Below are 13,415 nucleotides of genomic sequence, written 5' to 3'. Positions count from 1 at the left end.
CCCCGGCGCGTAGTGACTGTCAAGTGGGTGGGACGGGCGTCTCATTATTTGAGCGCACGAAGGGATGAACGGAGGGGTGACTCGGATGGGTCCCCAGCAGTACGGGCCGTCCGTTGCCGCCCGGTGAGCCGGGGACGGGGAAGTCCCCGCGGGACAGCGCGCGCCGCAGCCGGTACTCGTCCAGCGGCCCGGAGAAGGCCATCCCCTGCCCGTGCGTACAGCCCATCGCGCGCAGGGCGATGACCTGTTCGGGGACGTCCACGCCGTCGGCCACGGACTGCATGCCGAGGTCGCAGGCGATCCTCAGCAGACCGCTGGTGATCTTGTGCAGTCTGGCCGATTCGACGACGCCCTCGACCAGACCGCGGTCCAGTTTCAGTACGTCGATGGGCAGTCGGCGCAGTGCGTTGATGGCGGCGTAACCGCTGCCGAATCCGTCCAGCGCGATGCGTACGCCGAGCCTGCGCAGCGCCATCAGCCGCCGCTCCAGGTCCTCGAAGGGGACCCGTGGGTCGCTGTCGGAGATCTCCACGACCAGGGCCCCCGAGGGCAGCCCGTGCCGGGTCAGCAGCGCTTCGATCGAGCCGAGCGGCATGGACTTGTCCAGCAGTCTGCGCGCGGAGATCCTGACCGCCACGGGCGCCTCGTGGCCCGCGGCGGACCTCTCGGCGGCCTGCTCCACGGCCTCTTCTAGCAGCCACCGCCCGAGCTCGGCCGTACGGGCGCCCGCCTCGGACTCCCCCGTCTCCTGTACGCGCAGGAATTCGGCCGGGGTGAACAGGATCCCCTGGGCCGAACGCCAGCGGGCCTGGGCGGCGACGGCGGTGATCCTGCCCGTGGTGAGGCTGACCACCGGCTGGTGCAACAGGGCGAACTCCCCGTCGTGCAGGGCCGTCCGCAGCCGGGCGGCCAGCTCCGTGCGCCGTACGACGTCGGCCTGCATCTGCGGGGCGTAGAGCTCGACGCGGTCCTTGCCGCCCGCCTTGGCGCGGTACATGGCGAGGTCCGCGTTGCGCATCAGGTCGGTCGGGGTGATGCCCGGCTCGGCGAAGGCGACGCCGATGGAGGCGGCGACCCGTACCTCGCTGCCCTCGATGCGGTACGGCTGGGAGAGGGTGAGGCGCAGCCGGTCGGCGATCTCGTGGACCTGGTACTCGCGGGCCGCGTGGTCGCGGCCGCCGTCGCCCAGGATCAGGGCGGCGAACTCGTCACCGCCGAGGCGCGCCGCGGTGTCGGCCACCCGTACCGAGTCCTGGAGGCGGCGGGCGGCCTGGATCAGCAGCTCGTCGCCGGCTTGGTGGCCGATGGTGTCGTTCACCGCCTTGAAGCCGTCGAGGTCGATGAAGAGCACCGCCGTGCCGTGATCGGTCACTCTGCGGCCGCTGAGCGCCTTGCGCACGCGCTGGGTGAACAGGGCGCGGTTGGGCAGGTCGGTGAGCGGGTCGTGCTCGGCGTTGTGCTGCAACTGGGCCTGCAGGCGCACCCGTTCGGTGACGTCGCGGCTGTTGAAGATCAGGCCGCCCTGGTGGCGCTTGACGGTGGACTCGACGTTGAGCCAGTCCCCCGTACCGGAGCGGAAGCGGCATTCGATCCGGGTCGTGGGCTCCTGCGCGGGCGAGGTGGCCAGAAAACGGCGTACTTCGTGGACCACGAGCCCCAGGTCCTCGGGGTGGATGAGCGAGGCGAGCTCGGAGCCGATGAGGTCCTCGGCGTCCCGGCCGTAGACCCCGGAGGCGGCCGGGGAGACGTACCGCAGGACGCCGGTGGGGGCGGCGATCATGATGACGTCGCTGGAGCCCTGCACCAGGGAGCGGAAGTGGTTCTCCTTCTGCGCCAGTTCATGGGTGAGGGCGATGTTGTCGACGAGCATGATGCCCTGCCGTACGACCAGGGCGAGCACCACCGTGCAGCCGGTGAAGACGACGAACCGGTCCACCCGGCGGCCTTCGACCACGTTGTAGAGGATGCCCAGGGTGCAGACCGCGGCCGCGAGGTACGGGGTGAGGGCGGCCAGCGAACTGGCAATGGGGCGGCTGGCGTTGCGGAGGCCCGGCAGGGCGGGGGCGTGCTCCTCACGCACCGTGACGTGCGGGAGGGGCCGTGATGCGCGGCGGGCGCCCCAGGGTGCGTACGCCAGGAGCAGCGAACCGGCGAACCACCCGGCGTCCAGGAGCTGGCCCGAGCGGTAGTTGTCGCGCAGCAGCGGCGAGGTGAACAGGGCGTCGGAGAGCACGGTCAGGGCGAGGGCCGCGATGGCGGTGTTGATCGCCGAGCGGTTGGCGTTCGACCTGCGGAAGTGCAGGGCCAGGACCATCGAGACCAGCACGATGTCCAGGAGCGGATAGGCGAGCGACAGGGCCGCGTGCGCCACGCTCTCGTGCCGGCCCTCCAGATGCGCGGTGTGCGCGAGGGCCAGGCTCCAGGAGAGTGTCAGCAGCGAGCCGCCGATGAGCCAGGAGTCCAGTGCCAGACAGACCCAGCCGGCGCGGGTGACGGGGCGTTTGGCGAGGACGAGCAGTCCGACGATGGCGGGCGGGGCGAAGCAGAGGAAGAAGAGGTCGGCGAGCGAGGGACTGGGCACCGGTTCGCGCAGGACGACCTCGTACCAGCCCCAGACGGTGTTGCCGCAGGCGGCCATCGCGGACGAGAAGGCGAAGAGCAGCCAGGCGGGCCGAAAACGGGTCTCGTGCGTACGTGCGTAGACGAAGCAGGAGACGGAGGCGAGTGCGGCCGCGACGGCGAGCCCGAAGTCGCCCATGACCAGGGCCATTTCGGGTGAGCCCCAGCCGAATGCCGCGCCGGTGGCATAGCCTCCGCACACCAGGGCGAGGAGGAGTTGGGAGAGCAGCGCGGACGGACCGCCGGTGACCGGCGACCGTGAGAGCAGCGCTCCCTGGGCGCTCACCGGTCCGTCCCGGTCGTTGTCTTCTCCGGGGTGGTCCGTGTCGTCTGCGTCGTCTCGGTGCATGAGCCAGGTCTGTGCGTCGGTGCGTGCCAGGGTCGTCGTCGGCGGACCTGCCGCGTCGGATGTTTCGTCCATTGGCCGTGCATCGCCCGTCGCCCCCCTCAGTGTCTGTACGCTCCCCCGCACCGCGGCTTGCGCGGCGCAGCCCCCGTTCGGGACGATACACCAGTCTCGTCACTCAGGGACATAGTTCCTCTACTCTCCGTGACGACCAGGGGCGATGCGGGCACCCGGTGCATCCGGGCGCCTGCGGAGCGTGCCTATGGGGTGGTCAGGACGACGTTTTCGAGGGGTTCGGCGGCGGCGTAACGGGTGAGCTGGGCCGCCAGCAGCCGCTTGGCGCGCGGCAGGAAGGCCGAGGTGGGGCCGCCCACGTGCGGGCTGATCAGCACTCCGGGCGCCTGCCAGAGCGGATGGCCCGCGGGGAGCGGTTCCGGGTCGGTGACGTCCAGGGCCGCAGTGATCCGACCACTCGTCAGTTCGGCGAGCAGCGCCTTGGTGTCGACCACAGGACCGCGGGCCACGTTGACCAGCAGCGCACCGTCCTTCATCCGGGCCAGGAAGTCGGCGTCCGCCAGTCCTTCGGTCTCCGCGGTGAGCGGAGTGGAGAGGATCACCACGTCGGCGTCCGGGAGGAGTTCGGGCAGCGCGGAAATCGGGTGCACGGGGCCGCGCGCGGTGTCACGTGCGGAGCGCGCGACGCGCGCCACCCGCGCACACTCGAAGGGCACGAGCCGGTCCTCGATCGCGGCCCCGATCGCCCCGTACCCGACGATCAGCACGGACCGGTCGGCGAGCGCGGGCCGGAAGACCGACTGCCACTGCTCCTTCTGCTGTCCTCGTACGAACTCGGGGATGCCGCGCAGCGAGGCGAGGGTCAGCGTGAGCGCCATCTCGGCCGTGCTGGCCTCGTGCACTCCGCGTGCGTTGCAGAGCTGGATGCCCGGCGGCAACTCGCCGAGCACGGACAGGATGTCGTCCACTCCGGCGGTGAGGGTCTGGATCACCTTGAGGTTCGGCAGATCCACCAGCGGCCCGATCTTTACCGGACGGCGCTTCATGTAAGGGACGACGTAGAAGGCGCAGTCCGCCGGATCGCCCGGGTAGTTGGGGCCGCCGTCCCAGAAGCGGTAGGTGAGGTTGTCGGGAAGGCCCTGGATCTCGTCGGGCGGGATGGGGAGCCACACATCAGCAGTCATGGTCAGGAGGTTAGTTTGGTGGCCGGGAACAGGGAGGATGCGGCCAGGTGGAGCGCAGGACAATCGGGGCGGCGGCGCTCGAAGTGGGCGCGATCGGGCTCGGATGCATGCCGATGAGCTGGGCCTACAGCGGATCCGAGCAGAGCGGGAGCCGTTCGCTGCGGGCCGTGCACACCGCGCTGGACGCAGGTTCCTCGCTGCTGGACACGGCCGACATGTACGGCCCGTTCACCAATGAACTGCTCCTGGGCCGGGTGCTCAAGGAGCGGCGGGCGGACGCCTTCGTCTCCACCAAGTGCGGGCTCCTGGTGGGCGAGCAGCATGTGGTGGCCGACGGGCGGCCGAGTTATGTACGGAGGGCGTGCGACGCCTCGCTGCGGCGGCTCGGCACCGATGTGATCGACCTCTATCAGCTGCACCGGGCCGATCCCGAGGTGCCGGTGGAGGAGACCTGGGGTGCGATGGCGGAGCTGGTGGGCGCGGGGAAGGTGCGGGCGCTGGGGTTCTGTGCGGTCGGGGCGCGTGCGGCACGGCGTTCGGGCGCGCGGCTGCACGACCAGACTGTGCGGCAACTCGAGCGTGTGCAGCAGGTGTTCCCGGTGAGCGCGGTCCAGGCGGAGCTCTCGGTGTGGTCGCCGGAGGCGCTGGATGCGCTGCTGCCGTGGTGCGAGGCGCGGGGGGTCGGATTTCTGGCGGCGATGCCGCTGGGGAACGGCTTCCTGGCGGGGAGGCTGACGCCGGGGCAGGGCTTCGAGCCGGACGACGTACGGGCCAGGCATCCGCGCTTCACGGCCGAGATGATGGCGGCCAATCAGCCGGTGGTGGCCGGGCTGCGGCGGATCGCGCGGCGCCACGGCGAGGAGACGACTCCGGCGCAGGTGGCGCTCGCCTGGGTGCTGGGGAGGGGGCGGCAGGTGGTGCCGGTGCCCGGGGCCAAGCGCGAGGAGTGGGTGAGGGAGAACGCAGGGGCGGCGGGGCTGGTGCTGACCGACGCGGATCTGACGGAGATAGCGGGGCTGCCGCCGGCGCAAGGTTCCTGGGACTGAACGGGAACCTTCGACAGCCGAGCGGTGTATGAAAAGTAGCTGTGCCGTCGTCGAAGGGATCGGGATGACCGTGCGAACTGTGCAACGACCAGCCGTGGCAGCCGCGTTGACCGCTGCGGTGCTGCTGCTGTCCGCCGGGTGCTCCTCGTCGTCGGGGGGCGAAGCGGCGCCCACCCACACCAATCCCAGAGCGACCGCCCCCTTCACCCCCTCCCCCTCGGGCGGGCCGTCCGCCGAGGCGCCTCCGGCCAAGGGTTCCGTGAAGGTCGTCTCCACCCTCACCACGGGCCTCAAGTCGCCCTGGGGGCTCGCTCCGCTGCCGGACGGGGATCTGCTGGTCTCCTCGCGGGACGAGGGGACGATCACGCGGATCGACGGGAAGAGCGGGAAGAAGACGCTGGTCGGGTCCGTTCCCGGGGTCGCGCCCGGCGGGGAGGGCGGGCTGCTGGGGATCGCGCTCTCTCCTTCGTACGCCTCGGACCAGATGGTCTATGCGTACTTCACCACCGCGTCCGACAACCGCATCGCGCGGATGCTGTACGACGAGAAGCAGCCCGCCGGGCGTCAGCTGGGCGCTCCGGACACCATCTTCAAGGGCATCCACAAGGGCTCGATCCACAACGGCGGGCGGATCGCCTTCGGCCCGGACAAGATGCTCTACGCGGGGGCGGGCGAGACGGGCGAGCGCGGGCTGGCCCAGGAGAAGAACGCCCTCGCGGGGAAGATCCTGCGGATGACGCCGGACGGGCAGCCGGCCCCCGGCAATCCCGATGCGGACTCCGTGGTCTACACGTACGGGCACCGGAATGTGCAGGGTCTCGCCTGGGACGCCCAGAACCGGCTGTGGGCCTCGGAGTTCGGCCAGGACACCTGGGACGAGCTGAATCTGATCGAACCGGGGAGGAACTACGGCTGGCCCGTGGTCGAGGGCAAGGAGAAGAAGGAGGGCTACGTCGATCCGGTGGAGCAGTGGCACACCTCCGACGCCTCGCCGAGCGGTATCGCCGTGGTCCAGGGGTCGGTCTGGATGGCGGGGCTGCGCGGGGAGCGGCTCTGGCGGATCCCGCTGGACGGCGCGAAGCCGGTGGCCGAGCCGCAGGCGTTCCTCGAGGGCGAGTACGGACGGCTGCGCACGGTGGTCGCCGCGGGCGGGGACCGGCTCTGGCTGGTGACCAGTGAGACGGACTCGCGGGGCACGCCCTCGGCGGGGGACGACCGGATTCTTCAGCTGGAGGTGCGGTAGCCGGGGTTACGCTGAAGCAGGGGACACCCGACAGGGGGCCGAATGTTCAACATGATCGAGCAGCTGTTCGCGCCGTCGCGCAAGCACACCGACGACGAACAGAAGCGCCTGGAGCTGTCCCGGGTCGAGCTGGGAGACACCGACCCGGGCCGGGGACCGATAGACCTGACCTCGGGCAAGGTGGTCATCCGACGGCCCGAGTGACCTCCGCGTCCGAGGGCTCCTGCGGGAACAGCCGCAGCCGGTGGGCGAGTGCGGCGGCCTCGCCGCGGCCCGTGACGCCCAGCTTCGCCAGGATGTTGGAGACGTGCACGCTCGCCGTCTTGGGCGAGATGAACAGCTCCTCGGCGATCTGACGGTTGGACCGGCCGGCCGCGACCAGACGCAGCACGTCCTGTTCCCGGCTGGTCAGGCCGAAACCGTCGTCCGGGGCGGCGGATGCGTCGCCGGGGACGGGTGCGGTGAGCGGGATCCGGGCGCGCTGGGCGAGCAGTGCGGTCTCCTCGCTCAGAGGCCGGGCGCCCAGCTGGGCAGCCATGGCGTGGACCAGCCTGAGCAGGTCCCCGGCGGCCTCGCGGTCGCCGCCCTCGGCGAGGAGTGCGGCCGCCCAGTGGTGGCGGGCCTGGGCGAGTTCGTACGGGCGCTCCACCTTTTCCAGGGCGGTGACCGCCTCGGCCCAGCGCTCGGAGCGGTCGGTGCCCTCGGCGCGGTCGGCCTCGGCGGCGACGAGGAGGGAGAACGCCAGCCAGACGGGTGCCGGGGTGGCGAGCTTGCGCGCGGTCGTGCGGATCAGGGTCAGGATGGTGTCGCGTCCGGCTTCCGCGGAGGGCAGTCCGCGGGTGTTCGCCTCGGCGGTGGCCGCGGCGAACAGCAGTGGCCAGGCGAAGCGCTGGGTGCCGGGCGCGAAGCCGACCTCCACGGTGCGGGCCAGTTCGGCGCGGGCGTCGTCGAGGCGGCCCTGTCCGGCGGCGATCCCCAGGGTGATCCTGGAGACCGGGATCGAGTGCTGGGGCATCGGGTCGTGGGTGCCGAAGTGTTCGAGTGAAGCAGCCAAGTGGGCCGCGGATGCGTCGAGTTCGCCGCGGGCCAGGGCGAGGGCGGCCATCTGCAGGGTGACGCCGCCGCGCGGCGCGATGCTGTGCGCGGCGTCGAGCACGCGTTGGGCGCAGCCCACGAGGTCGTCCCAGCGGCCGAGCGAGAGGAGCGACTCGGCCATGTTCATACGGACCCAGGCCTCGTTGTCGCTCAGGCCGTAGGTGCGGGCCAGTTCGACTCCGGCGTCGGCCACCTCGATCGCCTCGCGGGAGCGGCCGACGGCTTCGAGGATCGAGGCCAGGTTCGTGTGGCCGCGCCCGAGTTCGGCGATCAGGCCCAGCTCACCGGTGCGCTTGAGGGTGTCGCGCATGACGGCGATGCCCCGCTCGACGTCACCGGAGTCGACGAGGAGTGTGCCGAGGGTGAGCAGGGCGTTCAGTTCGATGTCTTCGGCGTCGACCAGCTTCGCGTACTCCACGGCGCGCTCGGCGGCGGCGAGGCTGTCGGGGCCGGGCTCGTGGAGCATGCCCCAGCCTGCGGCGGTGGCGAGCACGGTCGCGTGCACGGCGGACGGCGAGAGGCCGCGCACCAGCTCCTGGGCCTTCGCGATCTCCGCCCAGCCGTCGCCCCGGCCCAGGTTCTGCATCAGCCGGGAGCGCTCGGTCCAGAACCAGGCGGCGCGCAGGGGGTCGGGCTCCCCGTCCTCGAGGATCCGCAGTGCCTTCTTGCAGATCTTCAGGGCGCGTTCGCGTTCCCCGCAGAAGCGGGCGGCGACGGTCGCCTCGGCCATCAGGTCGAGATAGCGCAGGACTGCCGTGGAGCCGGGCGCGCAGTCGCAGGCCGGGTAGGCATCGGCGTAGTCGAGGGGCCGCAGGGCGCGCCGCACCTCGGCGGGGGCGCTGTCCCAGACCTCCATCGCCCGCTCCAGGAGCCGCAGTTGCTCGGAGTAGGCGTGCCGGCGCCGCGCCTCGACGGAGGCGTTCAGTACGGCGGGCAGGGCTTTGGCGGCGTCGTGCGCGTAGTACCAGTAGCCGGCCAGGCGGGTGGTGCGCTCGTCCGCCCGTACCAGCGTGGGGTCGGCCTCCAGGGCCTCCGCGCAGCGCCGGTTGAGCCTGGAGCGCTCGCCCGGCAGCAGGTCGTCGCTGACGGCCTCGCGTACCAGGGAGTGCCGGAAGCGGTAGCCGTCGCCGTCCGGGGTGGCCAGCAGGATGTTGGCGCCGACGGCGGCCCGCAGCGCCTCGATGAGGTCGTCCTCCGGGAGCCGGGCGACCGCCGCGAGCAGCGGGTATTCGACGGTGGAGCCGCCTTCGGCGACGAAGCGCACCACGCGCTGAGCGTTCTCGGGGAGCGTCTCGACCCGGACCATGAGCAGGTCGCGCAGGGAGTCGCTGATGCCGGTCACGCAGTCGTTCGAGCTGCAGACGGCGAGCTCTTCGACGAAGAAGGCGTTGCCGTCGGAGCGGGCGAAGATGTCGTCGGCGAGGCGCGGGTCGGGTTCGGCGGCGAGGATTCCGGTCAGCTGGCGCTGGACCTCGGAGCGGGTGAAGCGGGAGAGCTCGATGCGCCGTACCGTACGCAGCCGGTCCAGTTCGGCCAGGAGCGGGCGCAGCGGGTGGCGGCGGTGGATGTCGTCGGCCCGGTAGGTGGCGAGGACGACGATGCGGCCCCGGCGCAGGGTGCGGAAGATGTAGGAGAGCAGATGCCGGGTGGAGGCGTCCGCCCAGTGCATGTCCTCCAGGACGAGCACGACCGTGCGGTCGGCGGCTATCCGCTCCAGCAGGCGGACAGTGAGCTCGAAGAGGCGTGCGGTGCCGTCCTCGTTGCGGGAGTTGCTGCCGGTCTCGCCCATTTCGGGCAGCAGCCGGGCCAGTTCGTCCTCCTGCCCCTCGGCGGCCGCGGCCAGCTCGTCGGGCAGCTGGCGGCGCAGGGAGCGCAGCGCGGTGGAGAAGGGGGCGTACGGGAGTCCGTCCGCGCCGATCTCGACGCATCCGCCGAGCGCGACGACCGCGTCTCCGCGGCAGGCCCCGGCGATGAACTCCTCGACGAGGCGGGTCTTGCCGACCCCGGCCTCGCCCCCGAGCAGCAACGCCTGCGGCTCGCCCGCGGCAGCGCGGGCGAGCGCATCGTTCAGGGTGGTGAGTTCATCGGCACGACCGACGAACACCGGGCTGACGGACGTGTTCTCCACAGTGCCGAGCATCGCACAGCCTTCCGGCAGTGCGGCACCCGACGAGGGGAGCGGTGCGAGGCGCATCACGCGGCACGGACGAACCGGGCGCGCAGGGCGCTGACTCGACGGTCGGCGCGACGGGCGTCGCGGCGGGCCTTGCGGATCTCGTTGACGAGGCGGTGGTGGTGGGCCTGCTCCATGAGGTCGGCTGCACGGAGCTTCTGGATCTCGTACTCGAACATGGTGTGTTCCCCTGTTTCGAAGGTGAGTTGTCGCTCTCTGCGATGTCTCTACTTTCGTCTCCCAGGGGGTACCGCCACATCGGGAGAGTGCCGCATCTCCACGACGAAGGGGCCTTAGGCGGCGTACGCGGGGAGGTGCGTACGGCCTAAGGCCCCTTGGGAAGTGCTTAGGCGCTGGGCACCACGGGGGTGCCGGCGAAGAAGCCGGTGTACGTGGCGATCGCGACCAGCAGGCCGACGACGCCGAGGGCGATGCCGCCCCAGGCCACGGACTTGATCCAGTTCGGCTGCTTGCGGCCGGGGGTCCCGAAGGCCGGCACGACGGCGATGACGACCACGCCGACGATCAGGGCGAGGAGGGCGAAGATGCCGCCGACGGCAGCGGTCGCGTGCCAGCCGTCGACGTAGCCCTCCTTGATCTGGGCTGCGGTGCTGGCGGTCGAGGTCAGGTTGACCTGGCCGTTGAGCGTCTCGCGGGCGCCCTCGACGGTGCCGAGCCAGGTGCCGCTGAGGGAGAGGAAGCCGAGGGCTGCGGCGACGACGGCCGCGGCGCCGGACTTGATCCCGGTGGAGGAGGCGGCCTCTTCGGCCTCTTCCGCGGCGAGCAGTGCGTCGAGGTCGGCGTCGTCGTCCTCGTCGTCCGCGACAGCCTCCGCCGCGGCCTCCTCGGCCTCGGCGGCCTGTGCCTTGGCGGCCTGCGCCTCGGCAGCAGTCTCGTCGGTCGTTTCGGTCTTGGTGGTGGCGTTCATGCGCCGCACGCTAGGGGGCGTTTCTGAGAGTCCCCTTAACGTTCCCTGTGAGCTCTCCACTCGGGTGCCAGGACCGACCAGATCTCCTCGTCGTGCCGTACGCCCTTGTACGGGTACGCCTCCCGCAGCGTCCCGTCGTGCTTCATACCGAGCCGCTTGGCGACGCTGATGCTGGCGGTGTTGCCGGAGGCCGCCATCCACTCCACCCGGTGCATTCCGCGCTCCTCGACGGCCCAGTCGATGAGCACGCCGATCGCCCGGGTGACGAGCCCGCGCCCGGTGGCCGAGGGCTCCAGCCAGCAGCCGACCTCGCAGGTTTCCAAGGCGGTGTCGAAGATACGGAAGAGGACGCCGCCGACCAGGGTGCCGTCCAGCCAGATGCCATAGATGCGGCCCCCGTCGGCGGCCTGCTTCTCGGCGTACGCCTGGAGGAAGGCCCGTGCCGACTCCAGGTCCTTGTTGACGTCGGCGAAGCCGATGTACTGGCCGATGAACTCCCGGCCCCGGTCGACGTGGGCCAGGAACTCCCCGGCCCGCCAGGGCTCCAGGGGCTTCAGCTCAGCGCCGTCGCCCAGCGATATCGCGAACATCGTTCTCCTCCACTGCGGTGTGTCCCTGCTCCGGGATCCTCGCACGCGTACGGCACTCGGGCGGCTCGATGCTGATCCGCGGCAGGCGCCGGTCCAGCCAGCCGGGCAGCCACCAGTTCGCACCGCCCAGCAGGTGCATCAGGGCCGGCACCAGGAGCGTACGGAGGACGAAGGCGTCCAGCGCCACGGCCGCCGCGAGCCCGATCCCGAACATCGCGATCGCGCGCTCGCCGCTCAGGACGAAGGCCAGGAAGACCGAGATCATGATCACGGCGGCGGAGTTGATCACCCGGCTGGTCTCGGCGAGGCCGACCCGTACCGCCCGCCGGTTGTCGCCGGTCTCCAGCCACTCCTCGTACATCCGGCTGACCAGGAAGACCTGGTAGTCCATGGAGAGCCCGAAGAGCACGGAGACCATGATCACGGGCAGGAAGGGCTCGATGGGCCCGGCGCTCCCGAGCCCGAGCAGCTCGCTCCCCCAGCCCCACTGGAAGACGGCGACGACGATCCCGAAGGCGGAGGCGACGGCGGCCACGTTCATCGCGGCGGCCTTGAGCGGGATGCCGACCGACCGGAAGGCAAGGAGCAGAAGCACGCACCCCAGGGCGATCACGGACCCCACGAAGAGCGGCAGCTTCCCGACGATCACCTCGGCGAAGTCGTCGTAGGAGGCGGTCACTCCCCCGACGTGGACGTCGAGCGAGCTGCCGCTCTCGGCCTTCGGCAGCACGTCGGTGCGCAGCCGCTCCACCAGGTCGCTGGTCTGCTGCGACTGCGGCGAGGAGTCGGGCACGACGGTGACCACGGCCGTGTCGCCGCTGCCGTTGTACGTGATCGGGCTGACGGAGGCGACCCCCTCGGTGGCGCGCAGCTGCTCCGGCAGCTGGTCCATCGCGAGGCGGTCGGCGGCCCCGTCCATCTCGGCGACCAGGGTGAGCGGCCCGTTGACCCCGGGTCCGTACCCCTGGGCGAGCAGGTCGTACGCCTGCCGGGTGGTCGAGGACGCCGGGTTGTTGCCCTGGTCGGAGGTGCCCAGATGCAGCCCCAGCGTCGGCACGGCGAGCCCCAGCATCACCACGGCGGCGATCGCGCCGAGCAGCTTGGGGTGGCGCTCGACGAAGACCGACCAGCGGGCGGCGAGCCCGGTGGGCAGCTCGGGGCGCGGGCCGTGCTCGGTGAGCTCGCGGCGCTCGCGCCGGCTGAGGGCGCGCATCCCGATGTACGAGAGGAGGGCGGGCAGCAGCGTCACCGAGGCGGCGACGGTCAGCACCACGGTGAGCGAGGCGGCGATCGCGACGCCGTTGAGGAAGCTGAGGCGCAGGATCAGCATCCCGAGGAGCGCGATGCAGACGGTGGCCCCCGCGAAGACGACGGCCCGCCCGGTGGTGGTGACCGCACTGACGACTGCCTCGCCGACCGGCAGCCCGCGCCGGAGCCCCTTGCGGTATCTGGTCACGATGAACAGCGCGTAGTCGATGCCGACGCCGAGCCCGATCAGGGTCCCCAGCATCGGGGCGAAGTCGGCGACCGTCATCACATGCCCGAGCAGGGTGATGCCGGCGTACGCGGTCCCGACGCTCACCAGCGCGGTGGCGATGGGCAGCATGCTGGCGGCGAACGATCCGAAGGCCAGGAAGAGCACGACGGCGGCGACGCTCACGCCGACGATCTCGCTGATGTTGGCGCTGGACTTCTCGGTCAGCGCGATGGCGCTGCCGCCGAGCTCGACCTGCAGTCCGTCGCCCTCGGCCGCCTTCGCGGTGTCGACGACGGCCTGGGCCTGCGCCTTCGGTATGGAGTCGGACTGCTCGTCGAAGGTGACGGTGACGTATCCGGTCCGCCCGTCCTCGCTGATCTGCGGTTTGGAGACGGTGTCGACCCCGTCGAGCCCGGCGACCTTGTCCAGCGCCGTGTCGATGCGCTGCTCGACGCCCGAGGCCCGGACCGTCCCGCTGTCCGTGTGCCAGACGATGGTGTCGCTGTCGCCGCCCGCGCTGTGGAAGGCCTCGTCGAGCAGCTGGGTCGCGCGGCCCGATTCCGTACCCGGGACCTCGTAGTCGGTCGAGTACGCGGACCCGGCGATGCCGGCCGCCGCGGCCGTGCCCCCGAGGGTGAGCAGCCACAGGAGGACGGCAAAGAGGCGGTGGTTGATGCACCACCGGGCGATTGCTGCCAC

Annotated in this window: 10 protein-coding genes; 3 read left to right on the top strand and 7 right to left on the bottom strand. The window is 71.3% G+C overall.

Annotation, left to right across the window (positions count from 1 at the left end; all coding sequences use genetic code 11):
- Nucleotides 1–19 precede the first annotated feature (19 nt).
- Together OG707_RS28465 and OG707_RS28460 are read right to left on the bottom strand one after the other, a co-directional pair.
- Nucleotides 20–2,905 (bottom strand): putative bifunctional diguanylate cyclase/phosphodiesterase, encoded by a 2,886-nt coding sequence (locus tag OG707_RS28465; protein ID WP_329128011.1) that lies wholly within the window; start codon nt 2,903–2,905, stop codon nt 20–22.
- Between the two features lie 320 nt (nt 2,906–3,225).
- On the bottom strand, nt 3,226–4,164 hold the full coding sequence (locus OG707_RS28460) for a 2-hydroxyacid dehydrogenase (protein WP_329123234.1): 939 nt from the start codon (nt 4,162–4,164) through the stop codon (nt 3,226–3,228).
- A gap of 47 nt (nt 4,165–4,211) precedes the next feature.
- On the opposite strand from OG707_RS28460, the gene OG707_RS28455 reads away from it, so the two are divergent.
- From OG707_RS28455 to OG707_RS28445, 3 genes are all read left to right on the top strand, one after another.
- The gene (locus OG707_RS28455; RefSeq protein WP_329123232.1) at nt 4,212–5,210 is read left to right on the top strand and encodes an aldo/keto reductase; all 999 of its coding nucleotides are present in this window, start codon (nt 4,212–4,214) and stop codon (nt 5,208–5,210) included.
- A gap of 64 nt (nt 5,211–5,274) precedes the next feature.
- Nucleotides 5,275–6,453 carry a PQQ-dependent sugar dehydrogenase gene (locus OG707_RS28450; protein WP_329123231.1) on the top strand — a complete coding sequence of 393 codons (1,179 nt, stop codon included), beginning with the start codon at nt 5,275–5,277 and terminating at the stop codon, nt 6,451–6,453.
- A gap of 42 nt (nt 6,454–6,495) precedes the next feature.
- Nucleotides 6,496–6,657, top strand: a complete 162-nt coding sequence (locus OG707_RS28445; protein ID WP_329123228.1) for a DUF6191 domain-containing protein — start codon at nt 6,496–6,498, stop codon at nt 6,655–6,657.
- On the opposite strand, the gene OG707_RS28440 is transcribed toward OG707_RS28445, so the two are convergent.
- The 5 genes from OG707_RS28440 to OG707_RS28420 form a co-directional block, all read right to left on the bottom strand.
- Complete coding sequence (locus OG707_RS28440; RefSeq protein ID WP_329123226.1) at nt 6,638–9,688, bottom strand: helix-turn-helix transcriptional regulator; 3,051 nt, start codon at nt 9,686–9,688, stop codon at nt 6,638–6,640. The two genes, OG707_RS28445 and OG707_RS28440, sit on opposite strands and share 20 nt — an antisense overlap.
- 53 nt (nt 9,689–9,741) lie before the next feature.
- Nucleotides 9,742–9,900: a hypothetical protein gene (locus OG707_RS28435; protein WP_329123224.1), complete on the bottom strand. Its 159-nt coding sequence runs from the start codon at nt 9,898–9,900 to the stop codon at nt 9,742–9,744.
- Between the two features lie 167 nt (nt 9,901–10,067).
- Nucleotides 10,068–10,649: a hypothetical protein gene (locus tag OG707_RS28430; protein ID WP_329123222.1), complete on the bottom strand. Its 582-nt coding sequence runs from the start codon at nt 10,647–10,649 to the stop codon at nt 10,068–10,070.
- 35 nt (nt 10,650–10,684) lie between these two features.
- Nucleotides 10,685–11,239: a GNAT family N-acetyltransferase gene (locus OG707_RS28425; protein ID WP_329123220.1), complete on the bottom strand. Its 555-nt coding sequence runs from the start codon at nt 11,237–11,239 to the stop codon at nt 10,685–10,687.
- Complete coding sequence (locus OG707_RS28420; RefSeq protein WP_329123218.1) at nt 11,208–13,415, bottom strand: MMPL family transporter; 2,208 nt, start codon at nt 13,413–13,415, stop codon at nt 11,208–11,210. The genes OG707_RS28425 and OG707_RS28420 overlap by 32 nt, the downstream gene beginning before the upstream one ends.

The organism is Streptomyces sp. NBC_01465, from assembly GCF_036227325.1.
Lineage (GTDB): Bacteria > Actinomycetota > Actinomycetes > Streptomycetales > Streptomycetaceae > Streptomyces.
This window is presented reverse-complemented; position numbering and strand designations above follow the sequence as displayed.

Excerpts from the sequence above, each read along its gene's own strand:
- OG707_RS28460 (WP_329123234.1), bottom strand. The coding sequence starts at position 4,164 with ATGACTGCTGATGTGTGGCTCCCCATCCCGCCCGACGAGATCCAGGGC.
- OG707_RS28450 (WP_329123231.1), top strand. The coding sequence starts at position 5,275 with ATGACCGTGCGAACTGTGCAACGACCAGCCGTGGCAGCCGCGTTGACC.
- OG707_RS28445 (WP_329123228.1), top strand. The coding sequence starts at position 6,496 with ATGTTCAACATGATCGAGCAGCTGTTCGCGCCGTCGCGCAAGCACACC.
- OG707_RS28440 (WP_329123226.1), bottom strand. The coding sequence starts at position 9,688 with ATGCTCGGCACTGTGGAGAACACGTCCGTCAGCCCGGTGTTCGTCGGT.
- OG707_RS28435 (WP_329123224.1), bottom strand. The coding sequence starts at position 9,900 with ATGTTCGAGTACGAGATCCAGAAGCTCCGTGCAGCCGACCTCATGGAG.
- OG707_RS28430 (WP_329123222.1), bottom strand. The coding sequence starts at position 10,649 with ATGAACGCCACCACCAAGACCGAAACGACCGACGAGACTGCTGCCGAG.
- OG707_RS28425 (WP_329123220.1), bottom strand. The coding sequence starts at position 11,239 with ATGTTCGCGATATCGCTGGGCGACGGCGCTGAGCTGAAGCCCCTGGAG.